This is a genomic window from Teichococcus rhizosphaerae, from assembly GCF_002631185.1.
Taxonomy (GTDB): Bacteria; Pseudomonadota; Alphaproteobacteria; order Acetobacterales; family Acetobacteraceae; genus Pseudoroseomonas; species Pseudoroseomonas rhizosphaerae.
This window is the reverse complement of the sequence record NZ_PDNU01000006.1, coordinates 15,371-30,730: the sequence shown is the minus strand read 5'-3', so window position 1 is coordinate 30,730 and position 15,360 is coordinate 15,371. Positions and strand designations below refer to the sequence as shown.

General features: G+C 75.1%; 14 protein-coding genes. 7 read left to right on the top strand and 7 right to left on the bottom strand.

Annotated features, from left to right (window positions below):
* Nucleotides 1-21 precede the first annotated feature (21 nt).
* Nucleotides 22-1,287: an alpha/beta fold hydrolase gene (locus CR162_RS05710; RefSeq protein ID WP_176559744.1), complete on the bottom strand. Its 1,266-nt coding sequence runs from the start codon at nt 1,285-1,287 to the stop codon at nt 22-24.
* An 820-nt stretch (nt 1,288-2,107) separates the two neighbouring features.
* On the opposite strand from CR162_RS05710, the gene phaR reads away from it, so the two are divergent.
* Entirely contained in the window at nt 2,108-2,725 is a 618-nt protein-coding gene (phaR, locus tag CR162_RS05705) for a polyhydroxyalkanoate synthesis repressor PhaR (RefSeq protein WP_099094578.1), read from the top strand.
* A gap of 118 nt (nt 2,726-2,843) precedes the next feature.
* Nucleotides 2,844-3,278, top strand: coding sequence for a helix-turn-helix domain-containing protein (locus CR162_RS05700; RefSeq protein ID WP_281254956.1), 435 nt, complete (start codon nt 2,844-2,846; stop codon nt 3,276-3,278).
* A gap of 221 nt (nt 3,279-3,499) precedes the next feature.
* Here CR162_RS05700 and CR162_RS05695 read toward each other — a convergent pair whose 3' ends face one another.
* The 3 genes from CR162_RS05695 to CR162_RS05685 all read right to left on the bottom strand — a co-directional run bounded on the left by CR162_RS05695 (nt 3,500) and on the right by CR162_RS05685 (nt 6,001).
* Nucleotides 3,500-4,906: an amidase family protein gene (locus CR162_RS05695; RefSeq protein WP_099094577.1), complete on the bottom strand. Its 1,407-nt coding sequence runs from the start codon at nt 4,904-4,906 to the stop codon at nt 3,500-3,502.
* A gap of 116 nt (nt 4,907-5,022) precedes the next feature.
* The gene (locus CR162_RS05690; RefSeq protein WP_099094576.1) at nt 5,023-5,361 is read right to left on the bottom strand and encodes a hypothetical protein; all 339 of its coding nucleotides are present in this window, start codon (nt 5,359-5,361) and stop codon (nt 5,023-5,025) included.
* Between the two features lie 25 nt (nt 5,362-5,386).
* Nucleotides 5,387-6,001, bottom strand: coding sequence for a TlpA disulfide reductase family protein (locus tag CR162_RS05685; protein ID WP_099094575.1), 615 nt, complete (start codon nt 5,999-6,001; stop codon nt 5,387-5,389).
* A 15-nt stretch (nt 6,002-6,016) separates the two neighbouring features.
* On the opposite strand from CR162_RS05685, the gene argH reads away from it, so the two are divergent.
* Together argH and CR162_RS22315 are read left to right on the top strand one after the other, a co-directional pair.
* On the top strand, nt 6,017-7,417 hold the full coding sequence (gene argH, locus CR162_RS05680; RefSeq protein WP_099094574.1) for an argininosuccinate lyase: 1,401 nt from the start codon (nt 6,017-6,019) through the stop codon (nt 7,415-7,417).
* Nucleotides 7,418-7,428: 11 nt separating this feature from the next.
* Complete coding sequence (locus CR162_RS22315; RefSeq protein ID WP_176559737.1) at nt 7,429-7,593, top strand: hypothetical protein; 165 nt, start codon at nt 7,429-7,431, stop codon at nt 7,591-7,593.
* A 15-nt stretch (nt 7,594-7,608) separates the two neighbouring features.
* On the opposite strand, the gene CR162_RS05675 is transcribed toward CR162_RS22315, so the two are convergent.
* On the bottom strand, nt 7,609-8,502 hold the full coding sequence (locus CR162_RS05675; RefSeq protein ID WP_099094573.1) for a formate/nitrite transporter family protein: 894 nt from the start codon (nt 8,500-8,502) through the stop codon (nt 7,609-7,611).
* 52 nt (nt 8,503-8,554) lie between these two features.
* A complete protein-coding gene (locus CR162_RS05670; RefSeq protein ID WP_099094572.1) occupies nt 8,555-9,067 on the bottom strand; it encodes a 2'-5' RNA ligase family protein in 513 nt (170 codons plus the stop codon).
* A 335-nt stretch (nt 9,068-9,402) separates the two neighbouring features.
* Here CR162_RS05670 and lysA point away from each other — a divergent pair, with 335 nt between their 5' ends.
* Together lysA and CR162_RS05660 are read left to right on the top strand one after the other, a co-directional pair.
* The gene (lysA, locus tag CR162_RS05665; protein WP_099094571.1) at nt 9,403-10,746 is read left to right on the top strand and encodes a diaminopimelate decarboxylase; all 1,344 of its coding nucleotides are present in this window, start codon (nt 9,403-9,405) and stop codon (nt 10,744-10,746) included.
* Nucleotides 10,743-13,358, top strand: a complete 2,616-nt coding sequence (locus CR162_RS05660) for a TIGR02302 family protein (RefSeq protein ID WP_099094570.1) — start codon at nt 10,743-10,745, stop codon at nt 13,356-13,358. Before lysA ends, CR162_RS05660 begins: the two co-directional genes overlap by 4 nt.
* A 125-nt stretch (nt 13,359-13,483) precedes the next feature.
* On the opposite strand, the gene CR162_RS05655 is transcribed toward CR162_RS05660, so the two are convergent.
* Nucleotides 13,484-14,545 carry a DUF2125 domain-containing protein gene (locus tag CR162_RS05655; protein ID WP_176559743.1) on the bottom strand — a complete coding sequence of 354 codons (1,062 nt, stop codon included), beginning with the start codon at nt 14,543-14,545 and terminating at the stop codon, nt 13,484-13,486.
* Between the two features lie 145 nt (nt 14,546-14,690).
* Here CR162_RS05655 and CR162_RS05650 point away from each other — a divergent pair, with 145 nt between their 5' ends.
* On the top strand, nt 14,691-15,263 hold the full coding sequence (locus CR162_RS05650; RefSeq protein ID WP_099094568.1) for a gamma-glutamylcyclotransferase: 573 nt from the start codon (nt 14,691-14,693) through the stop codon (nt 15,261-15,263).
* The last annotated feature ends 97 nt before the right edge of the window (nt 15,264-15,360 follow it).

The following is a 15,360-nucleotide window of genomic DNA, read 5'->3' as shown; positions in this document are numbered from 1 at the left end:
GTGCGCCGCGTCATGGCCGGCTTACAAGCCCGCCAGCCATTCCCGCAATGGCCGCCAGAGCACCGCCTCGGCGCGGCCGCCCGCGGCCATGCCGATATGCCCCGCCGGAACGGGCAGCACCCTGGGCCCCGGCAGCCGCGCCGCCAGCGCCATGGCCGAGGCGGGCGGCACGATGCGGTCCGCCCCCGGCACGGCCACGAAGCTCGGCAGGGCGAGCGCCGCCGGGTCCACCGCCGCGCCCGCCACGCGCCAGCGCAGCGCCGCCGTCTCGTTGCGGCCATACCAGCCGCCCAGCGCCTCGCGCGCCACGGGGGCGGCGAGCGGCACGCCATCGTTCAGCCAGTCCTCCAGCGCCACGAACAGATGGGCACGCTCGCTGGCCGGGTCCATGGCCGCGAAGGCGCGGAACTTGGCGGCCACCCCCCAGGGGTCGAGCCCGGCGAACAGGGTCTGGATCAGGTCCACCGGCAGGGTGCCATGAGCCTCCAGCACCGGCTCCAGGCCCGGCAGCAGGGCGGCCAGGGCGAGGGCGCGCGCCTGCGCCTCGCCGCCGCCCGCGTGGAAGTCCCAGGGCGTGGCGAGCAGGGCCAGGCCGCGCAGCCGCTCCGGCCGGCGCAGCGCGGCGGCCAGCGCCAGCAGCCCGCCCATGCAGTAGCCGAGCAGCGCCACCGGCCCGAGCGGCCGCAGCGCCGGCGCCGCCAGGGCGCGCTCCAGCCGCCCGGCGATGTAGTCGGTCAGGGTGAAGCCGCGCGCCGCCTCGTCGGGCCAGCCCCAGTCCAGCAGCAGCACGCGGGAGCCGCCCCCCGCCGCCCCGCCTTCCGCCAGGGCGCGCAGCATGGAGTGGCCCGGGGCGAGATCCATCACATAGGCGCGGTTGACGAGGGAGGGCACCACCAGCAGCGGCGGGCCCTCGCCGCCATAGTCCAGCAGGCGGCTGTCGCCCTCCTGCCACAGCACGGGAAGGGATGGCGCCCGCCGCCGCGCCGGATGGCGGCGATAGGCGGCGAGGCCTGCGATCAGCGCGCGGTCCTGCCGCGCCAGGCGGCGCAGCACGGCGGCGCGGAACTGCTCAGGCGGATGGCCGCCGGCGGCGAGGGCGCCGGCGATCCGCTGCATCTCCTGCCGGCCGGCCCTCGAGACCGGCCAGGCGCCGCTCCAGCTCGGCGAGGCGGGCGACAAGGGCATCCCGCTCACCGGGTCCAGGCTCAGCACCGCGCCCATCCCGCGCAGCAGCGCCAGGCCCAGATGCAGCGGCAGGGGGCGCGGGCCGCGGCGGGGCGGGGTCATCGGCGGGCGGCGCCGCGGCATTGCCGGGCGGCGGCGGCGAGGCGGGGGGCCAGGGGAAAGGCGGTGGCGGGAACGGAAAGGGCGGCCGGAAAGCAGAGCCCTGGGAAGCAGAGCTTGGGGAAGCAGAGCCCTGGGAAGCAGAGCCCTGGGAAGCAGAGCCCTGGGAAGCAGGCCGCTGGGGCGCCGTGAAGCCGGGCCAGGGCATGCCCCAGACCGGATCGTTCCATCCCGGCTCCCCCCAGCCCCGGCTCCATGGCGCGGGCGGGACGGGCCATGGCGGCGGCGCGGCGGCGGCGCGCATCCAGGCGGCGCCGAGGGCCGCTCCATAGGCTGTCCATGACGACCAGCCTTCCGCCAGTTCGCGATCGGCCGCCAGTGCCGAGATCTCGCTCTGCCACAGCGTGATCCAATCCTCTGCCAGTTTCTCCAGCGCCTCGGGTCTGCCCTGGCTCCCCTCACCCTGGCCGCCGCGGCCGGAACCGCCATCGCCAGGGCCGCCATCGCCAGCGCCGCCATCGCCAGGGCCGCCATCACCGGCGGCGCCCCCGGTGGCACGACCGGTGCCGCTCTCCCGGGCCGCGTCGGGCCGCTTCCTTTGCGCGTCGTCCTCGGGGCCTGCCATGCCAGATCCTGTGCCTGCGCGACGTGGCCGGGAAGGCGGGAGACGCCTCCGCAGGCATCCGGCCGCCGGCCGGGCCGCGCCGGGCGAACATAGCGACGCGGCGCCGCCACGGAAGGGCCGAGGCGCCATCCTCCTGTTCGCACCGCACCAAGCGCCATGCTAGCCTGACCACCACCACATGGCGGGAGGAAGGCGGCAATGGCCGAACAGGCAAGGCAGCGTGGCGCCGAGGCGGAAGCCAAACCCACGGTTGTGATCAAGAAATATGCCAATCGCCGGCTCTACAACACCGAGGCCTCTTCCTATGTGACGCTGGAGGACCTGGCGGGCATGGTTCGGGAAGGGCGCGATTTCGTCGTCTATGACGCCAAGACGGGCGACGACATCACCCGCGGCGTGCTGACGCAGATCATCGTCGAGGAGGAGGCGAAGGGGCGGAGCCTGCTGCCCACCTCCTTCCTCCGGCAGCTGATCGGCTTCTATGGCGACAGCCTGCAATCGCTGGTGCCGCGCTACCTGGAATTCGCCATGGGCAGCTTCTCGCGGCAGCAGGAGCAGATGCGGGTCTCGGTGGAGCAGGCGATGGGCGGCTTCAACCCGCTCGCCGGGCTGGAAGAGGTGAGCAAGCAGAACATGGCGATGATGGAGCGCGCCATGTCGCTGTTCAGCCCGTTTCCGCGCAAGGACGAATCGGCCGCGTCCACCCGTTCCGCCGCCGAGGAGCCTGAGGATGTGGCCGCGCTCAAGGCTGAGTTGCGGCAGTTGCGGCAGCAGTTGGCACAACTGCAACGGGGAGGTAGCAAGGGAGGACAATAACGCCTCGGTTGCGCCTCTCACGCTGTTGTCAGTCTTCGTAACCTGAAAGGCAACACCGCGGCGGCCATATACTACTTAATAAGGGATGGGATCATTTTTCAGCCTAACAGGGTAGAGCATGGCCGATATTGAGGCCGGCGTCGTCGCCACGAGCGACGAGCCGGACGACACCTCCACACAGCGCGCCCGCCTGGCCGACCGCCATGTCGGGGCCCGTATCCGTGAACGCCGCCTGATGCTTGGCCTGTCGCAGCAGCAACTGGCCAGTATGATCGGCGTCACCTACCAGCAGGCCCACAAGTACGAACGGGGCCTGAACCGAATCTCCGCCGGGCGCCTGTTCGAGATCGCTCTCGTCCTGGCCGTCCCGGTGTCGTGGTTCTTCGAGGGGTTGAACGAGGAGGGAGCGGCCCAGCCGCTGGGCGTGCGGCAACGCATGTGCCTGGAACTGGCCCGCAACTTCGCGCTCATCGACAATGAGCGGCACCAGGAGGCGCTGAGCCAGATGGCCCGCGCCCTCGCGGCCCAGTCTCAGGGCCGTCCGCTGGACTGAGGCACCGCCCCCCTTCCGCGCGCTTTGCCGGAAGCAGGCGATGCCTCCCTTGTTGCCGCCTGTGCTCCGGCCGCGTCTGGCGTCCGCCGGGGCTCCGCCGTGCCCGCATCTCCACCGCGTGCCCCGCTTCCGCCCGTCATGCTCCGTGCCGGGCGGCGCGGGCCGCCGCCGGAAAACCGGCCCGCAAGAGGCGGGGCGGAACCGGAGGGGCGCCCCTTTCCTCAGGCCGGCTCGCAGGCCTCCACGCGCGGCCCGGCGGCCTCGATGGCGGCGCCGGCGGCGAGCAGCAGGTCCTCGCGGTAGCGCCCCGCGATGAGCTGCACCCCCACCGGGCTCTGCCCGGCACTGCCCTGCACGCTGCCTGTCGTCACCGTCAGCGCCGGCAGTCCCATCAGCGGCAGCCCGATCTGCACGAGCTGCGCCTCGGCCACCCGGTCGAAGGCCTCGGGCGATTCGACGTCCAGCAGGTCCGGGAAGGGCAGCTCGGCGCAGACCGGCACCAGCAGCACCGGATAGTTCCTCAGGAAGATCTGCCACTGCCGCACCAGCCCGGCCCGCGCCTGCAGCAGGTCCTGGAACTGGTGCAGGTCCGGCAGCTGGGCGATGCGCTCCATCTGCTGCAGCACGAAGCCGGCATCCGGGTCCCCCTCGCGCGCCACGGCGGCGTTGCCGCCGCGGCGGAACTCGGCCAGCCAGAGCATCAGCTGCAGGCGCATCGGCTCGCGCAGCGGCGGGCAGGCGGTCTCGACGATGCTCCAGCCCTGGGCCTGCAGGCGCAGCGCGGCGTCGCGCAGCGCGGCCTCCACCTCGGGCGCGGTGTCCAGCCCCTCGGGGCGGACGCAAAGGGCGGCGCGCTTCGGCATGGGCGGGCCCTCCAGGGGCGCCGGCACCCACCACGGGTCGCGCAGGTCCTCCGCCGCCATGGCGTGGAAGGACAGGCGCAGATCGTCGATGCTGCGGGCCAATGGGCCCGAGACGGCCATGAGCTGGGCGCCGATGGCACGCTCCGGCCCGGAGGGGTTCCAGGCCGGCACGCGCCCCAGCGTCGGCCGCAGCCCGTGGACGCCGCAGGCATAGGCCGGGTAGCGGATGGAGCCCGCGATGTCCGTGCCATGCGCGATGGCGCCGATGCCCGCGGCCACCGCCGCCCCCGCCCCGCCCGAGGAGCCGCCCGGCGTCAGCGCCGGGTTGCGCGGGTTGCGCGTGTGGCCGTGCAGGCTGTTGCGGGTGAACCAGCGCAGGCTGAAGGCCGGCGTGTTGGTGCGGCCGATGATCACCGCGCCGGCGCGCTTCAGGTTGGCCACCACCGGGTTGTCCTCGGCGGCGACGAGGTCCTGCTGGATGCGCAGCCCGTTGGTGGTGGCGAAGCCCGCCTGGTCCACGTTCACCTTGACCGTGACGGGCACGCCGGCCAGCGGGCCCACCGCCTCGCCGCGCGCCAGGGCGGCGTCCACCGCCCCGGCGGCGGCCAGCGCCTGTTCCGGCATCTCCTGCACCACGGCATTGATCCGGGGGTTCGCCGCCGCCAGCCGCGCCAGCGCGTCCTGCGCCACCTCGCGCGCCGAAACCTGGCGGGCCGCCACGCGGGCGGCGATCTCGCCAGCACCCAGGCGCCAAAGCTCACCCATGCCGAAGCCCCCCCATGCCAAGCCCCATCATGCCGGTCATCCCTGTCTTGCGGAACATGGGGCGAGTGTCGCCCCGGCCGCCGGCGGCGTCGAGGGGGCGGGAAGGGGCCGGGGGCTCAGCCCAGGCGGCGCTTGCGGCGGCGGGGCGGCGGGGGAGGGTGGAAGGCGGCGTCCTCCTCGGCGGGCAGCTCCTCCTCCTCGGGCACGTCCTCCCTTGGCATCTCCTCCCTGGGCATGTCCTCTTCCGGCGGAGCCTTGCCGGGCACCGCCTGTCCGGGCACCGCCTGTCCGGGGGGCGGCGCCGCGCCGCGCACCGCCGCCAGGCATTCCTGGAAGGCGGCCAGGATGGCGGGGCGGCCGCGCGGCGCGTCCGCCTCCCGCATCAGCATCCGCAGCAGCCCGAAGGCGACGGCCTGCTCGCTGTCGCCGGCGACGACGATCCGTGGCTTGGGCATCCGGGCTTCTCCTCGGGAAAGGGCGTCAGGTGGCGCCGGTATCGGGGTGGGTGGCGGGGGCGGCGGGGCCGGCGAGCTGGCGCAGCGCCGCCAGGAAATCCGGATGGTCCCAGGCGGCGGCGCCTTCCAGCCGCGCCACCTCCTGCCCCTGGCGGTTGACGACCAGGCTGGTGGGCAGGCCGCGCGAGCCGGTGGCGCGGGCGGCGGCGCCGCGCGGGTCCAGCCAGATCTCCAGATGCCTGATGCCGGTGCGCTCATAGAAGGGCCGCACCTGCGCCGCGCCGCCCCGGTCGGAGGAAAGCGCCAGCACGGCCCAGCCCTCGTCCCGCAGCGCCGCCTGGGCGCGGTCCAGCGCCGGCATCTCGGCCACGCAGGGCGGGCACCAGGTGGCCCAGAAGTTGATCAGCAGCGGGCGCCCCTGGAAGGCGGCCAGGTTCACCGGCCGACCCTCCGCGTCGGTGAAGTCGAAGGCCGGCAGCGGGCGGGGGGCGGAGCGGGCCAGCTTGCTCATTCCCTCCGCCTGCTCCGCCGAAATCCGTTGCAGCGGCGCCGCCGCAATCCCTTGCCGTGCCGGAAGCAGCGTGGTTAGGGTCGCCCCCGCCGCGAAGAGCGAGAGCAGGGAGCGGCGTTCCAGCAGCACGAGGCAGATCCTTCCTTGTCCAGTCACAGTCGCAGCCAGGGCAACCAGCAGTGGGGCGGGCGCTACAGCGCCGGACCCTCGGCGATCATGGAGGCCATCAATGCCTCCATCGGGTTCGACCGCAAGATGTGGCGGCAGGACATCCGCGGCAGCCTGGCCCATGCCGCCATGCTGCGGCATGTGGGGATCATCTCGGCCGATGACGAGGCGGCGATCCGCGAGGGCCTCTCCGCCATCGGCACGGAGATCGAGTCCGGCGAGTTCCCCTTCAGCGAGGCGCTGGAGGACATCCACATGAACATCGAGGCGCGGCTGACCGAGCGCGTGGGCGAGGCCGGCAAGCGCCTGCACACCGCGCGCTCGCGCAACGACCAGGTGGCGCTCGACGTCCGCCTCTGGGTGCGCGACGCGATCGACGGCCTCGACGGCCAGCTCGCCGACTTGATGCGCGCGCTGACCGAGCGCGCCGACGAGCACGCCGCCACCGTGATGCCGGGCTTCACCCACCTCCAGCCCGCCCAGCCCACCACGCTCGGCCACCACCTGCTGGCCTATGTGGAGATGCTGGGGCGCGACCGCTCCCGCCTCGGCGACTGCCGGGCGCGGATGAACGAGAGCCCGCTCGGCGCGGCCGCGCTCTGCGGCACCGGCTTCAACATCGACCGCCACATGACGGCGGCGGCGCTGGGCTTCGACGGGCCCACGCGCAACAGCCTGGATTCGGTGGCCAGCCGCGACTTCGCGCTGGAGTTCCTGGCGGCGCTGTCCATCTGCGCCACGCACCTCTCCCGCTTCGCCGAGGAGATCGTGCTCTGGACCAACCCGTATTTCGGCTTCGTCAAGCTGTCGGACGCCTACACCACCGGCTCCTCGATCATGCCGCAGAAGCGCAACCCGGACGCGGCCGAGCTGGTGCGCGCCAAGGTGGGCCGCGTCTCGGGCGCGCTGATCGGGCTGATGACGGTGATGAAGGGCCTGCCCCTGACCTATGGCAAGGACATGCAGGAGGACAAGGAAGGCATCTTCGACGCCGCCGAGACCATGGCGCTGGCGCTGGCCGCCACCGCCGGCATGGTGCGCGACATGAAGCCCGACACCGCCCGCCTGCGCGAGGCCGCCGGCGCCGGCTTCTCCACCGCGACCGACCTCGCCGACTGGCTGGTGCGCGAGCTGCGCCTGCCCTTCCGCGACGCGCACCACGTCACCGGCCGCCTCGTGGCCAAGGCGGAGGCGCGGGGCGTCGACCTGTCCGGCCTGTCGCTGGAGGAGCTACAGGCGGAGGAGCCGCGCATCCACAGCGGCATCTTCCATGTGCTGAGCGTCGAGGCCTCGGTCGCGTCCCGCACCTCCTATGGCGGCACGGCGCCGGTGAATGTGCGCCGCATGGCCGCCGAATGGCGGGAGCGGCTGGCATGAGGAGCGGGGGCATGAGGGGCGGGGGCATGGGGCGGGGCGTCAGGGGCCTGGCCGGGCTGCTGGCGGTGGCGCTGCTGGCGCCGCTGCTGCTGGCCGCCTGCGGCCGCCCGGGCCCGATCCGCGCGCCCGGGCCGCCGGAGGAGATCACCTATCCGCGCAGCTACCCGAGCCGCTGAGGGGACAGGGGGCCGTCAGCCCCCTTCCTCCAGCTCGTCATGCACCTGCCCGTAGGAGAGCAGGGCGAACAGCGCCGAGCCGCCGATGATGTTGCCCACCAGGAAGGGCAGCATGTAGCGGCCCAGCCCCTGCGCCAGCCCGAGCTGCCCCTCGAAGACGAGCAGGAACACCTCCACCGAGCCGGCCACGACGTGTGAAAGCTCGAACAGCGCGATCAGGTAGGTGACCAGCGCAATCGCCCAGAAGCGCGCCGTCTCGGCCGGCGGCAGCAGCCACACCAGCATGGCCATCATCCAGCCCGAGAAGACGGCGCGCAGCAGGGCCTGGAGCGGCGTCAGCTCCGTCACGTGCGCCGAGATGGCGAGCGCGCCCGCCCGCACGAAGGGTGGCAGCAGCCCCTCCCAGGACAGCAGCAGCGCGAAGATCGCGGTGCCCACCATGTTGGCCAGGAACACCACCGACCAGTTGCGCGCCAGCGTCGCCACCATCCGGCCCGTCGGGTGGGCCAGAACCGGCAGGAAGGCCGTCAGGGTGATCTCGGTGAAGAGCTGCTGCCGCGCCAGGATGACGACCAGGAAGCCCACCGTGTAGCCCCAGCTTTCCACCAGCGGGCGCCAGGGGGCGTCGGGCAGCAGGGCGTGCAGCACCCCTTCGGTCGCCACCGAGAGGCCGATGGAAAGCCCCGCCGCCAGGCCCGACCACCACAGGCTGCGCCAGGGGCGGCCAAGCTCCTCCGCCCCCTCCTTGCGCACCACCTCGTAGATCGCCAGCGGCCGGAGCTTGGCGTGCTCATCCACCTCCTCCCGCTCCTCCGGCGTCAGCGGGCCGGCGGCCTGCTCGACCTCGGCCTCCGGGCCGTGGTGGGGCGGATAGGGCGGGTTGGGCTGGGTGGGCAGGTTGCGCGGCATGGTTCCGGCTCGGCGGGGGTGCCTGCGCAATGACGGCCCGGTGGCGGCGGTTTCAGGCGGTGAAGGGAAATTCCCCGGCCGCTTCCCAGGGGCCGCCGCGGTAGTGCCACAGCAGCAGCCCGCGCCCGAGCCCGGCCCAGGGGGGCACCCGGGCCTCCAGCAGGGTGAGCAGGGCGCGCGCCGCCTCCGGCGCCACCTTGTTCTGCACCGTCACATGCGGCCGGAAGCCTTGCCGGTCCTGCGGCGTCAGCCAGTCCCGCCATTCGCCGGCCAGCCCCGCGCGGAGCGCCAGGAGGGGGGGCGATGCCACCGCGCAGGCCACGCCCCGCCCCAGGCCGCGCCACCCCGCGAAGCGCAGCGGCATGGGCGCGGTGGCGGCGGCGAGGGCCGCGAGCCGGGCGCCCACCTCGGGCAGCGCCGCGCCCGGCAGGGCGTGGAACAGCGTCAGATGCGCGGGCAGGTGGTTGCGCGCGGGCGGGAAATGCGCCTGCCGCAGCTGGCCGAGGCGGGCCTGGCTGGCCGGGTCGAGGGCGAGGCTGAGGATCAGCGGCGCGGCGTCGGTCATGCCGCCCAAGCTGGGAGCGGGGCGGCGCATGGCCAATGGGCACGGCCAATGAAGGCGATCAATGAGGGTGGCCAATGAGGGTGGCCAGTGGAGGCGGCCAGTGGAGGCGGCCAGTGGAGGCGGCCAGTGGAGGCGGCCAGTGGGGGCAGCCAGTGGAGGCGGCCAGTGGGGGCAGCCAGTGGGGGCGGCCAGTGGGGGCGGCCAGTGGGGGCGCACCTGCCGGGCGCGCTCTCATGCCGGGGGAGGGCTCCCGCTGCCGCGGCCCCTGGCCGCCGCAGGGCAGATTCACGCCGGCCGCCGATCCCAACGGGGCGCGATCTGCTCTAGGATGGGGCATGGCCGCTCCGCTTCCCGTCGCGCGGGATACCGCCGACCCGTCCTTCGCCGATCTTCTCGCCGCCCGCCCGGCGCTCTCGCTGCACGCCCATGACGGGCTGCTGCTGGAGGAGGTGCCGCTCGCCCGCATCGCGCGCGAGGTGGGCACGCCGACATGGGTCTATTCCGCCGGCACGCTGCGCCGCCGCTACCGCGCGCTGCGCGCGGCGCTGGACGGCGCCGGGCTGGAGGCCACCATCCACTACGCCGCCAAGGCCAATGACAGCCAGGCCGTGCTGCGCGTGCTGCGCGCCGAGGGGGCGGGGGCCGACGTGGTGAGCGGGGGCGAGCTGCGCGCCACCATGGCCGCCGGCATCCCCGCCGCGGCCACGGTGTTCTCCGGCGTCGGCAAGGCGCCGGAGGAGATCCGCCTCGCGCTTGCCGAGGGCATCTTCCAGCTCAACGCCGAGAGCGTGGAGGAGGTGGCGATGATCTCCGCCATCGCCGCCGGGATGGGGGTGCGCGCGCCGGTGGCGCTGCGCGTCAACCCCGATGTCGATGCCGGCACCCACGCCAAGATCACCACCGGCAAGGCCGAGAACAAGTTCGGCATCGCCTATGAGGACGCGCACGCGCTCTACGCCCACATGGCCGCGCTGCCGGGCATCCGCCCCATCGGCATCGCCACCCATATCGGTAGCCAGATCACCGCCGGCATGGCCGCCTACCACGCCGCCTATGCCCGGCTGGCCGAGATGGTGCGGGGCCTGCGCGCCGCCGGCCTGCCGGTGGAGCGCGTCGATTGCGGCGGCGGCCTCGGCATTCCCTATCGCGACGAGGTGGCGCCCGCCCCCGAGGCGCTGGCCGGCACCATCAAGGCCACGCTCGGCGGGCTCGGACTGCCGGTGATGCTGGAGCCGGGCCGCTGGATCGCCGGCCCCGCCGGGGTGCTGCTGGCCTCCATCGTGCTGCAGAAGCAGGGGCGGGGCCGCCGCTTCCTGGTGGCGGACGCGGCGATGAACGACCTGCTGCGCCCCAGCCTCTACGAGGCCTGGCACGGCATCCTGCCGCTGAGCCCCGCCCGCCACGCGGCGCCGCTGGCGCCGGCCGACATTGTCGGCCCCGTCTGCGAGAGCGGCGACACCTTCGCCCGCGACCGCGCCATGCCGGACCTGCCTCCGGGGGAATTCATCGCATTCCTCGATGCGGGCGCGTATGGTGCGGTGATGAGCAGCACCTACAACGCCCGCCCGCTGGCGGCCGAAGTGATGGTGGATGGCACCCGCTTCGCCGTTGTCCGGCCGCGGCAGACCCATCAGGACCTGCTGGCGCAGCAGCGCCTGCCGGAGTGGCTGGCCCCGTGACGGAACGGCGCGACCCGCTGGCCCGGCGCCTGGCGCGCGGGCGGCGGCTCGCGCGGATGGCGCTCGGATGGGAGGCGCTCTGGCCCCGGCTCTGGCCGGCGCTCGGCGTCATCGGCCTGTTCCTCGTGGCGGCGCTGGCGGGCCTGTTCATGGCCTTGCCGGCCTGGCTTCACCTGCTCCTGCTGCTGGGCTTCGCCCTGGCGCTGGGCCTGGCGCTGTGGCGCGGCTTCCGCCGCTTTCCCTGGCCGGGCGACGCCGCCGCCGAGCGCCGCATCGAGGCCGCCTCCGGCCTGCGGCACCGTCCCCTCTCCACCCTGCGCGACCACGCGGCCACGGACGATCCGGCGGCGCTGGCGCTGTGGCGGGCGCACCAGGCGCGCGCCGTGGCGGGGCTGAGCCGGCTCCGCGTCGGCGCGCCGCGCCCCAACCTGGCGGCGCGGGACCGGCGTGCCCTGCGCGGCGGCCTGCTGGTCGGGCTTTGCGCGGCGCTGGCCATGGCGGGTGGCGAAAGCGGCGAGCGGCTGCGCCGCGCGCTGTGGCCGAGCCTCGCCGCCGCCCCGGCCGGCATCGCGGCGCTGCGGCTCGAAGCCTGGATCACGCCGCCCGGCTATACCGGCGCGGCGCCCGTCTTCCTTGGGCTGGAGGGCGGCAGCCTGAGGGTGCCGCAGGGCAGCACGCTGCAACTGGCGCTTTCGGGCGGCCAGGGCGGCGTGCCCGAGCTGCGGCTGGACGAGCGGGCCACCCCCTTCCGCGCGCTGGATGCCGGAAGCTACGCGCTGGAGATGCCGCTGGAGCGCGGCGCCCGCCTCACCCTGCGGCGGGACGGGCGCGAGCTGGCGGCCTGGACCGTCAGCGTGCAGGCCGATGCGCCGCCCGTCGCCACCTTCGCCGAGGCGCCGGGGCCGGCGCCGCGCGGGCTCGCCATCCGCCTGCCCTGGGGCGCCGAGGATGACTGGGGGGTCAGCGCCGCCCGTGCCGAGTTGCGGCTGATGGCCCGCCCCCAGGCGCCCGCCCTGGCGCTGGAGCTGCCGCTTTCCGGCGGCAATCCGCGCCAGCAGCGCGGCGTGGCGCAGCCCGACCTGTCCGCCCACCCCTGGGCGGGGCTGCCGGTGCGCGCCCGCATCGTGGCGCGCGACGGCGCGGGCCAGGAGGGCGCCTCCGGGGAGATGACCCTCACCCTGCCCGAGCGCAGCTTCAACCACCCCGTGGCCCGCGCCCTGGCGGAGCTGCGCAAGGCCCTTTCGGCCGATCCCGGCGGGCGGGAGGCGGCCCGGATGGGGCTCGACCGGCTGGCCGCCGCGCCGGAAGCCTTCGAGCATGACATCACCACCTTCCTGGCGCTGCGCGTGGCGCGCCACCGGCTGCAGCGGGACCGCCGCCCGGAGGGGGTGGAGGAGGCGCAGGCGCTGATGTGGCAGACGGCCATCGCGCTGGAGGAGGGCCGCGCCGACCGCACGGCCCGGGTGCTGGCCGCCGCGCGCGAGGCGCTGCGCGAGGCACTGGCCGAGGCCGAGCGCACGCCCCCCGACGCCGCCGCCCGCGCCGAGCTGGAGCGCCGCGTCGAGGCGCTGCGCGAGGCCGTGCGGCGCCACCTGGAGGCGCTGGCCGAGCGGCTGCGGCAGGAGAACGCCGAGGCCATGCCCTTCGACCCCGCGCAGCGCCTGATGGACCAGCGGGAGCTGGAGCGCCGCACGCGGGAGATGCAGGAGGCCGCCCGCGAAGGCCGCACCGACCGGCTGGAGCAGGAGCTGGCCGCGCTGGAGCAGATGCTGGACGCCCTGGAGGAGGGCCGCGTGGCTGCCCGCCCCGAAGGCGGCGAGGCGCGCCGCCAGCAGCAGCAGCGCGAGCGGGGTCAGCAGCAGATGGGCGCGGTGCAGGACATGGTGCAGCGCCAGGGCGAGATGCTGGACCGCAGCCACCAGCGCGGCGAGGCCCGCCCGCCCGGCGGCCCGCAGAACAACGGCGCCCAGCCCCCGGGCCAGCGCCAGAACTCCCCGGCGCAGCGGCAGGCCCAGCGGCAGGCCCAGCGGCAGGCCCAGGAACAGGCCCAGGAACAGGCCCAGGAACAGGCCCAGGAACAGGCCCGCCAGCAGGCGCGGCGCGATGCGAGCCAGCAGCGGGCCCTGCGCCGCGCGCTGGGCGAGCTGATGCAGCAATTCGGCGACCTGACCGGGGAGATCCCCGAGGCCCTCGGCCGCGCCGACCAGGCGATGCGGCAGGCGCAGGAGGCGCTGGGCCAGGGCCAGGATGCCAGCGCGCACCAGCAGCAGGCCATCCGCGCCCTGCAGGAAGGCGGGCGGCAGATGGCGCAGTCCATGCAACGGCAGTTCGGCGAGGGGCCCGGCGAGGGCCGGGCCATGCCGGGCCAGGAGCAGGGCGACGGCCAGGGCCAGGAGCGCATGACGGGGCAGAACCAGGGCCGCGATCCGCTGGGCCGCCCCACCCGCGACGCGCCCGGCGCCCATGACGAGGGCAGCGACACCCAGGTGCCGGAGGAGGCCGAGATGCTGCGCAGCCGGCGCATCCTGGAGGAGCTGCGCCGCCGGGGCGCGGAGCGGGAGCGGCCGGCCAGCGAGCTCGACTACATCGAGCGGCTGCTGAAGTCGTTCTGAAGGGCCGCCGGGGGGGGACCGCCCCCCGGTCACCGCGCGCCGGTCCGGCGGAATGTCAGTCCGGCAGTCTCAAGGCGGCAGTCTCAGGGCGGCAGGACCAGGGCGGCAGTCTCAGGGCGGCAGTCTCAGGGCGGCAGGACCAGGGCCGGCAGGCGCGCGAGCGGGAGGCGGGCGGCGGAAAGGGTCCGGTTCTCCAGCGTCACCGCGACTTCCAGGCTGGGCTGGCCGGTTTCCGGGTCGGGGCGGGACAGCAGGGGGAGCAGGCCGCGCGCCAGGGTGGCGGTGCGCTCCGGCACCATTCCCGCCCTGCCCAGGGCCTCCAGCAGAAGCGGCGCGCCAGTGATGCGCAGCGTGCCCGCTCCCCTGGGCTGCAGGGCGGCGTCCAGCGCCAGGGTGGCGGCGGCGCTGGCGGCCACCTCGTCGGCGCGCAGGGTCAGCGCCCGCACTTCCAACGTGCCGCCCGCATCGCGCCATTGCGCGGCCCGCGCGGGCCAGGGGCGCGGGTCCGGCAGCGGGCCGGTCAGCGCCACCTCCAGCGTGGCGCCGCGCAGCGTGCGCCCCAGCGGCGTGGCCACCGGCAGCGTCAGCTCCTCCGCCGTCAGGGACAGGGTGAGGGCCGCCTCGCCCTCGCCGGCACGGGGCTGCCGGGCGAGACGGGCGGCGGCGGCCTCCACCGCCACGCCCTCCGCACCCGCGCCGATGCGGAGCTGCGCGGCGGAGAGGTCGGCATGGTCCGGCATGGCGCCGGCCGCCAGGGGCAGGGTGGCCAGCATCCGGTCGGCGGCGAAGGGCAGGGTGGCGCCGCCGAGGCGCAGCGACTGCCGGCCCTCCGGCTCGGCCTGCAGCGTGCCGGGCCGCAGCAGGGGCACCCGCAGCGTCAGCGACTCCGCCTGCCATTCCGTGCCGCCGGGGGCCGCCGCGCGCGGCGCGGGCAGGGTGAGGGCGGCCGCCATGGGCCAGCCGCCCCGGCGTGGCGTGCCATGGGCGATCCGCCAGCCTTCGGCCCGGCGCGCTTCGGCCCAGGCCTGGAAGCCATCCTCCAGCCGCTGTTCCACCAGGCGCCACAGCAGGGTGTGACCCGCGCCGGCCAGCGCCAGCAGCAGGGCCAGGCCGAGCAGCCACCGCCCGGCGCGCCGGCGGAACGCGGGGCGGGAGCGGGGCGGGGAGGCAGGCGGCTTCCGGGTCATCGCCGGCCAGGGTATAGGAGGATAGGCCGTTCGCGGAAACGCGGCGCGGCTCCTTCCCCGACCCCGATCCGGCCGGCCGCTTCCCCTCCTCCCCCCGGCGCAGGCCGGGGCGGGTGGCGCGCGGCCGCGCGCCCTGGCCCGCCGCATGACCCCTTCCGCCATCGCCCCGCTGCTCGACCCGGACGGCTCGCTCTACGTCTTCGGCTACGGATCGCTGATCTGGAAGCCCGGCTTCGCGCACAGCGCCATGCATCCGGCGCTGCTGCGCGGCTTTCACCGCCGCTTCTGCATCTGGTCCCGCCGCTACCGCGGCACGCCCGAGGCCCCGGGCCTGGTGCTGGGGCTGGACCGGGGCGGCGCCTGCCGCGGCGTGGCCTTCCGCGTGGAGGCGGAGGCGGCGCCGGCGGTGCTGGACTATCTGGACGAGCGGGAGATGTCGGGCGGCGTGTATGAGCGGCGGCTGGTCCCGGTGCGGCTGCTGGACCGGCCCGGCGCGGTGCGGCGGGCGGTGGCCTTCATCGTCGACCGCCGCGCCGAGGCCTATTGCCGCGAGCTGGCCCCGGAGAGCGCCGCCGCCGCCATCGCGGCCGGGCAGGGCTGCATGGGGCCGAACCGGGAATACCTGCTGAACACGGTGGCGCATCTGCGCGCGCTCGGCGTGCGGGATGCGGGGCTCGACCGCATCGTGGCCCTGCTGCCCGCCGCCACGATGCCGTAGCGGCGCCGATTCGCCTCAGGCGGCGCAACGGGCGGAACGGCTTATCCGCAAACTTATCCACAAGCCGCCGTGGAAAGCTGCTGGCACATCAGGCCCT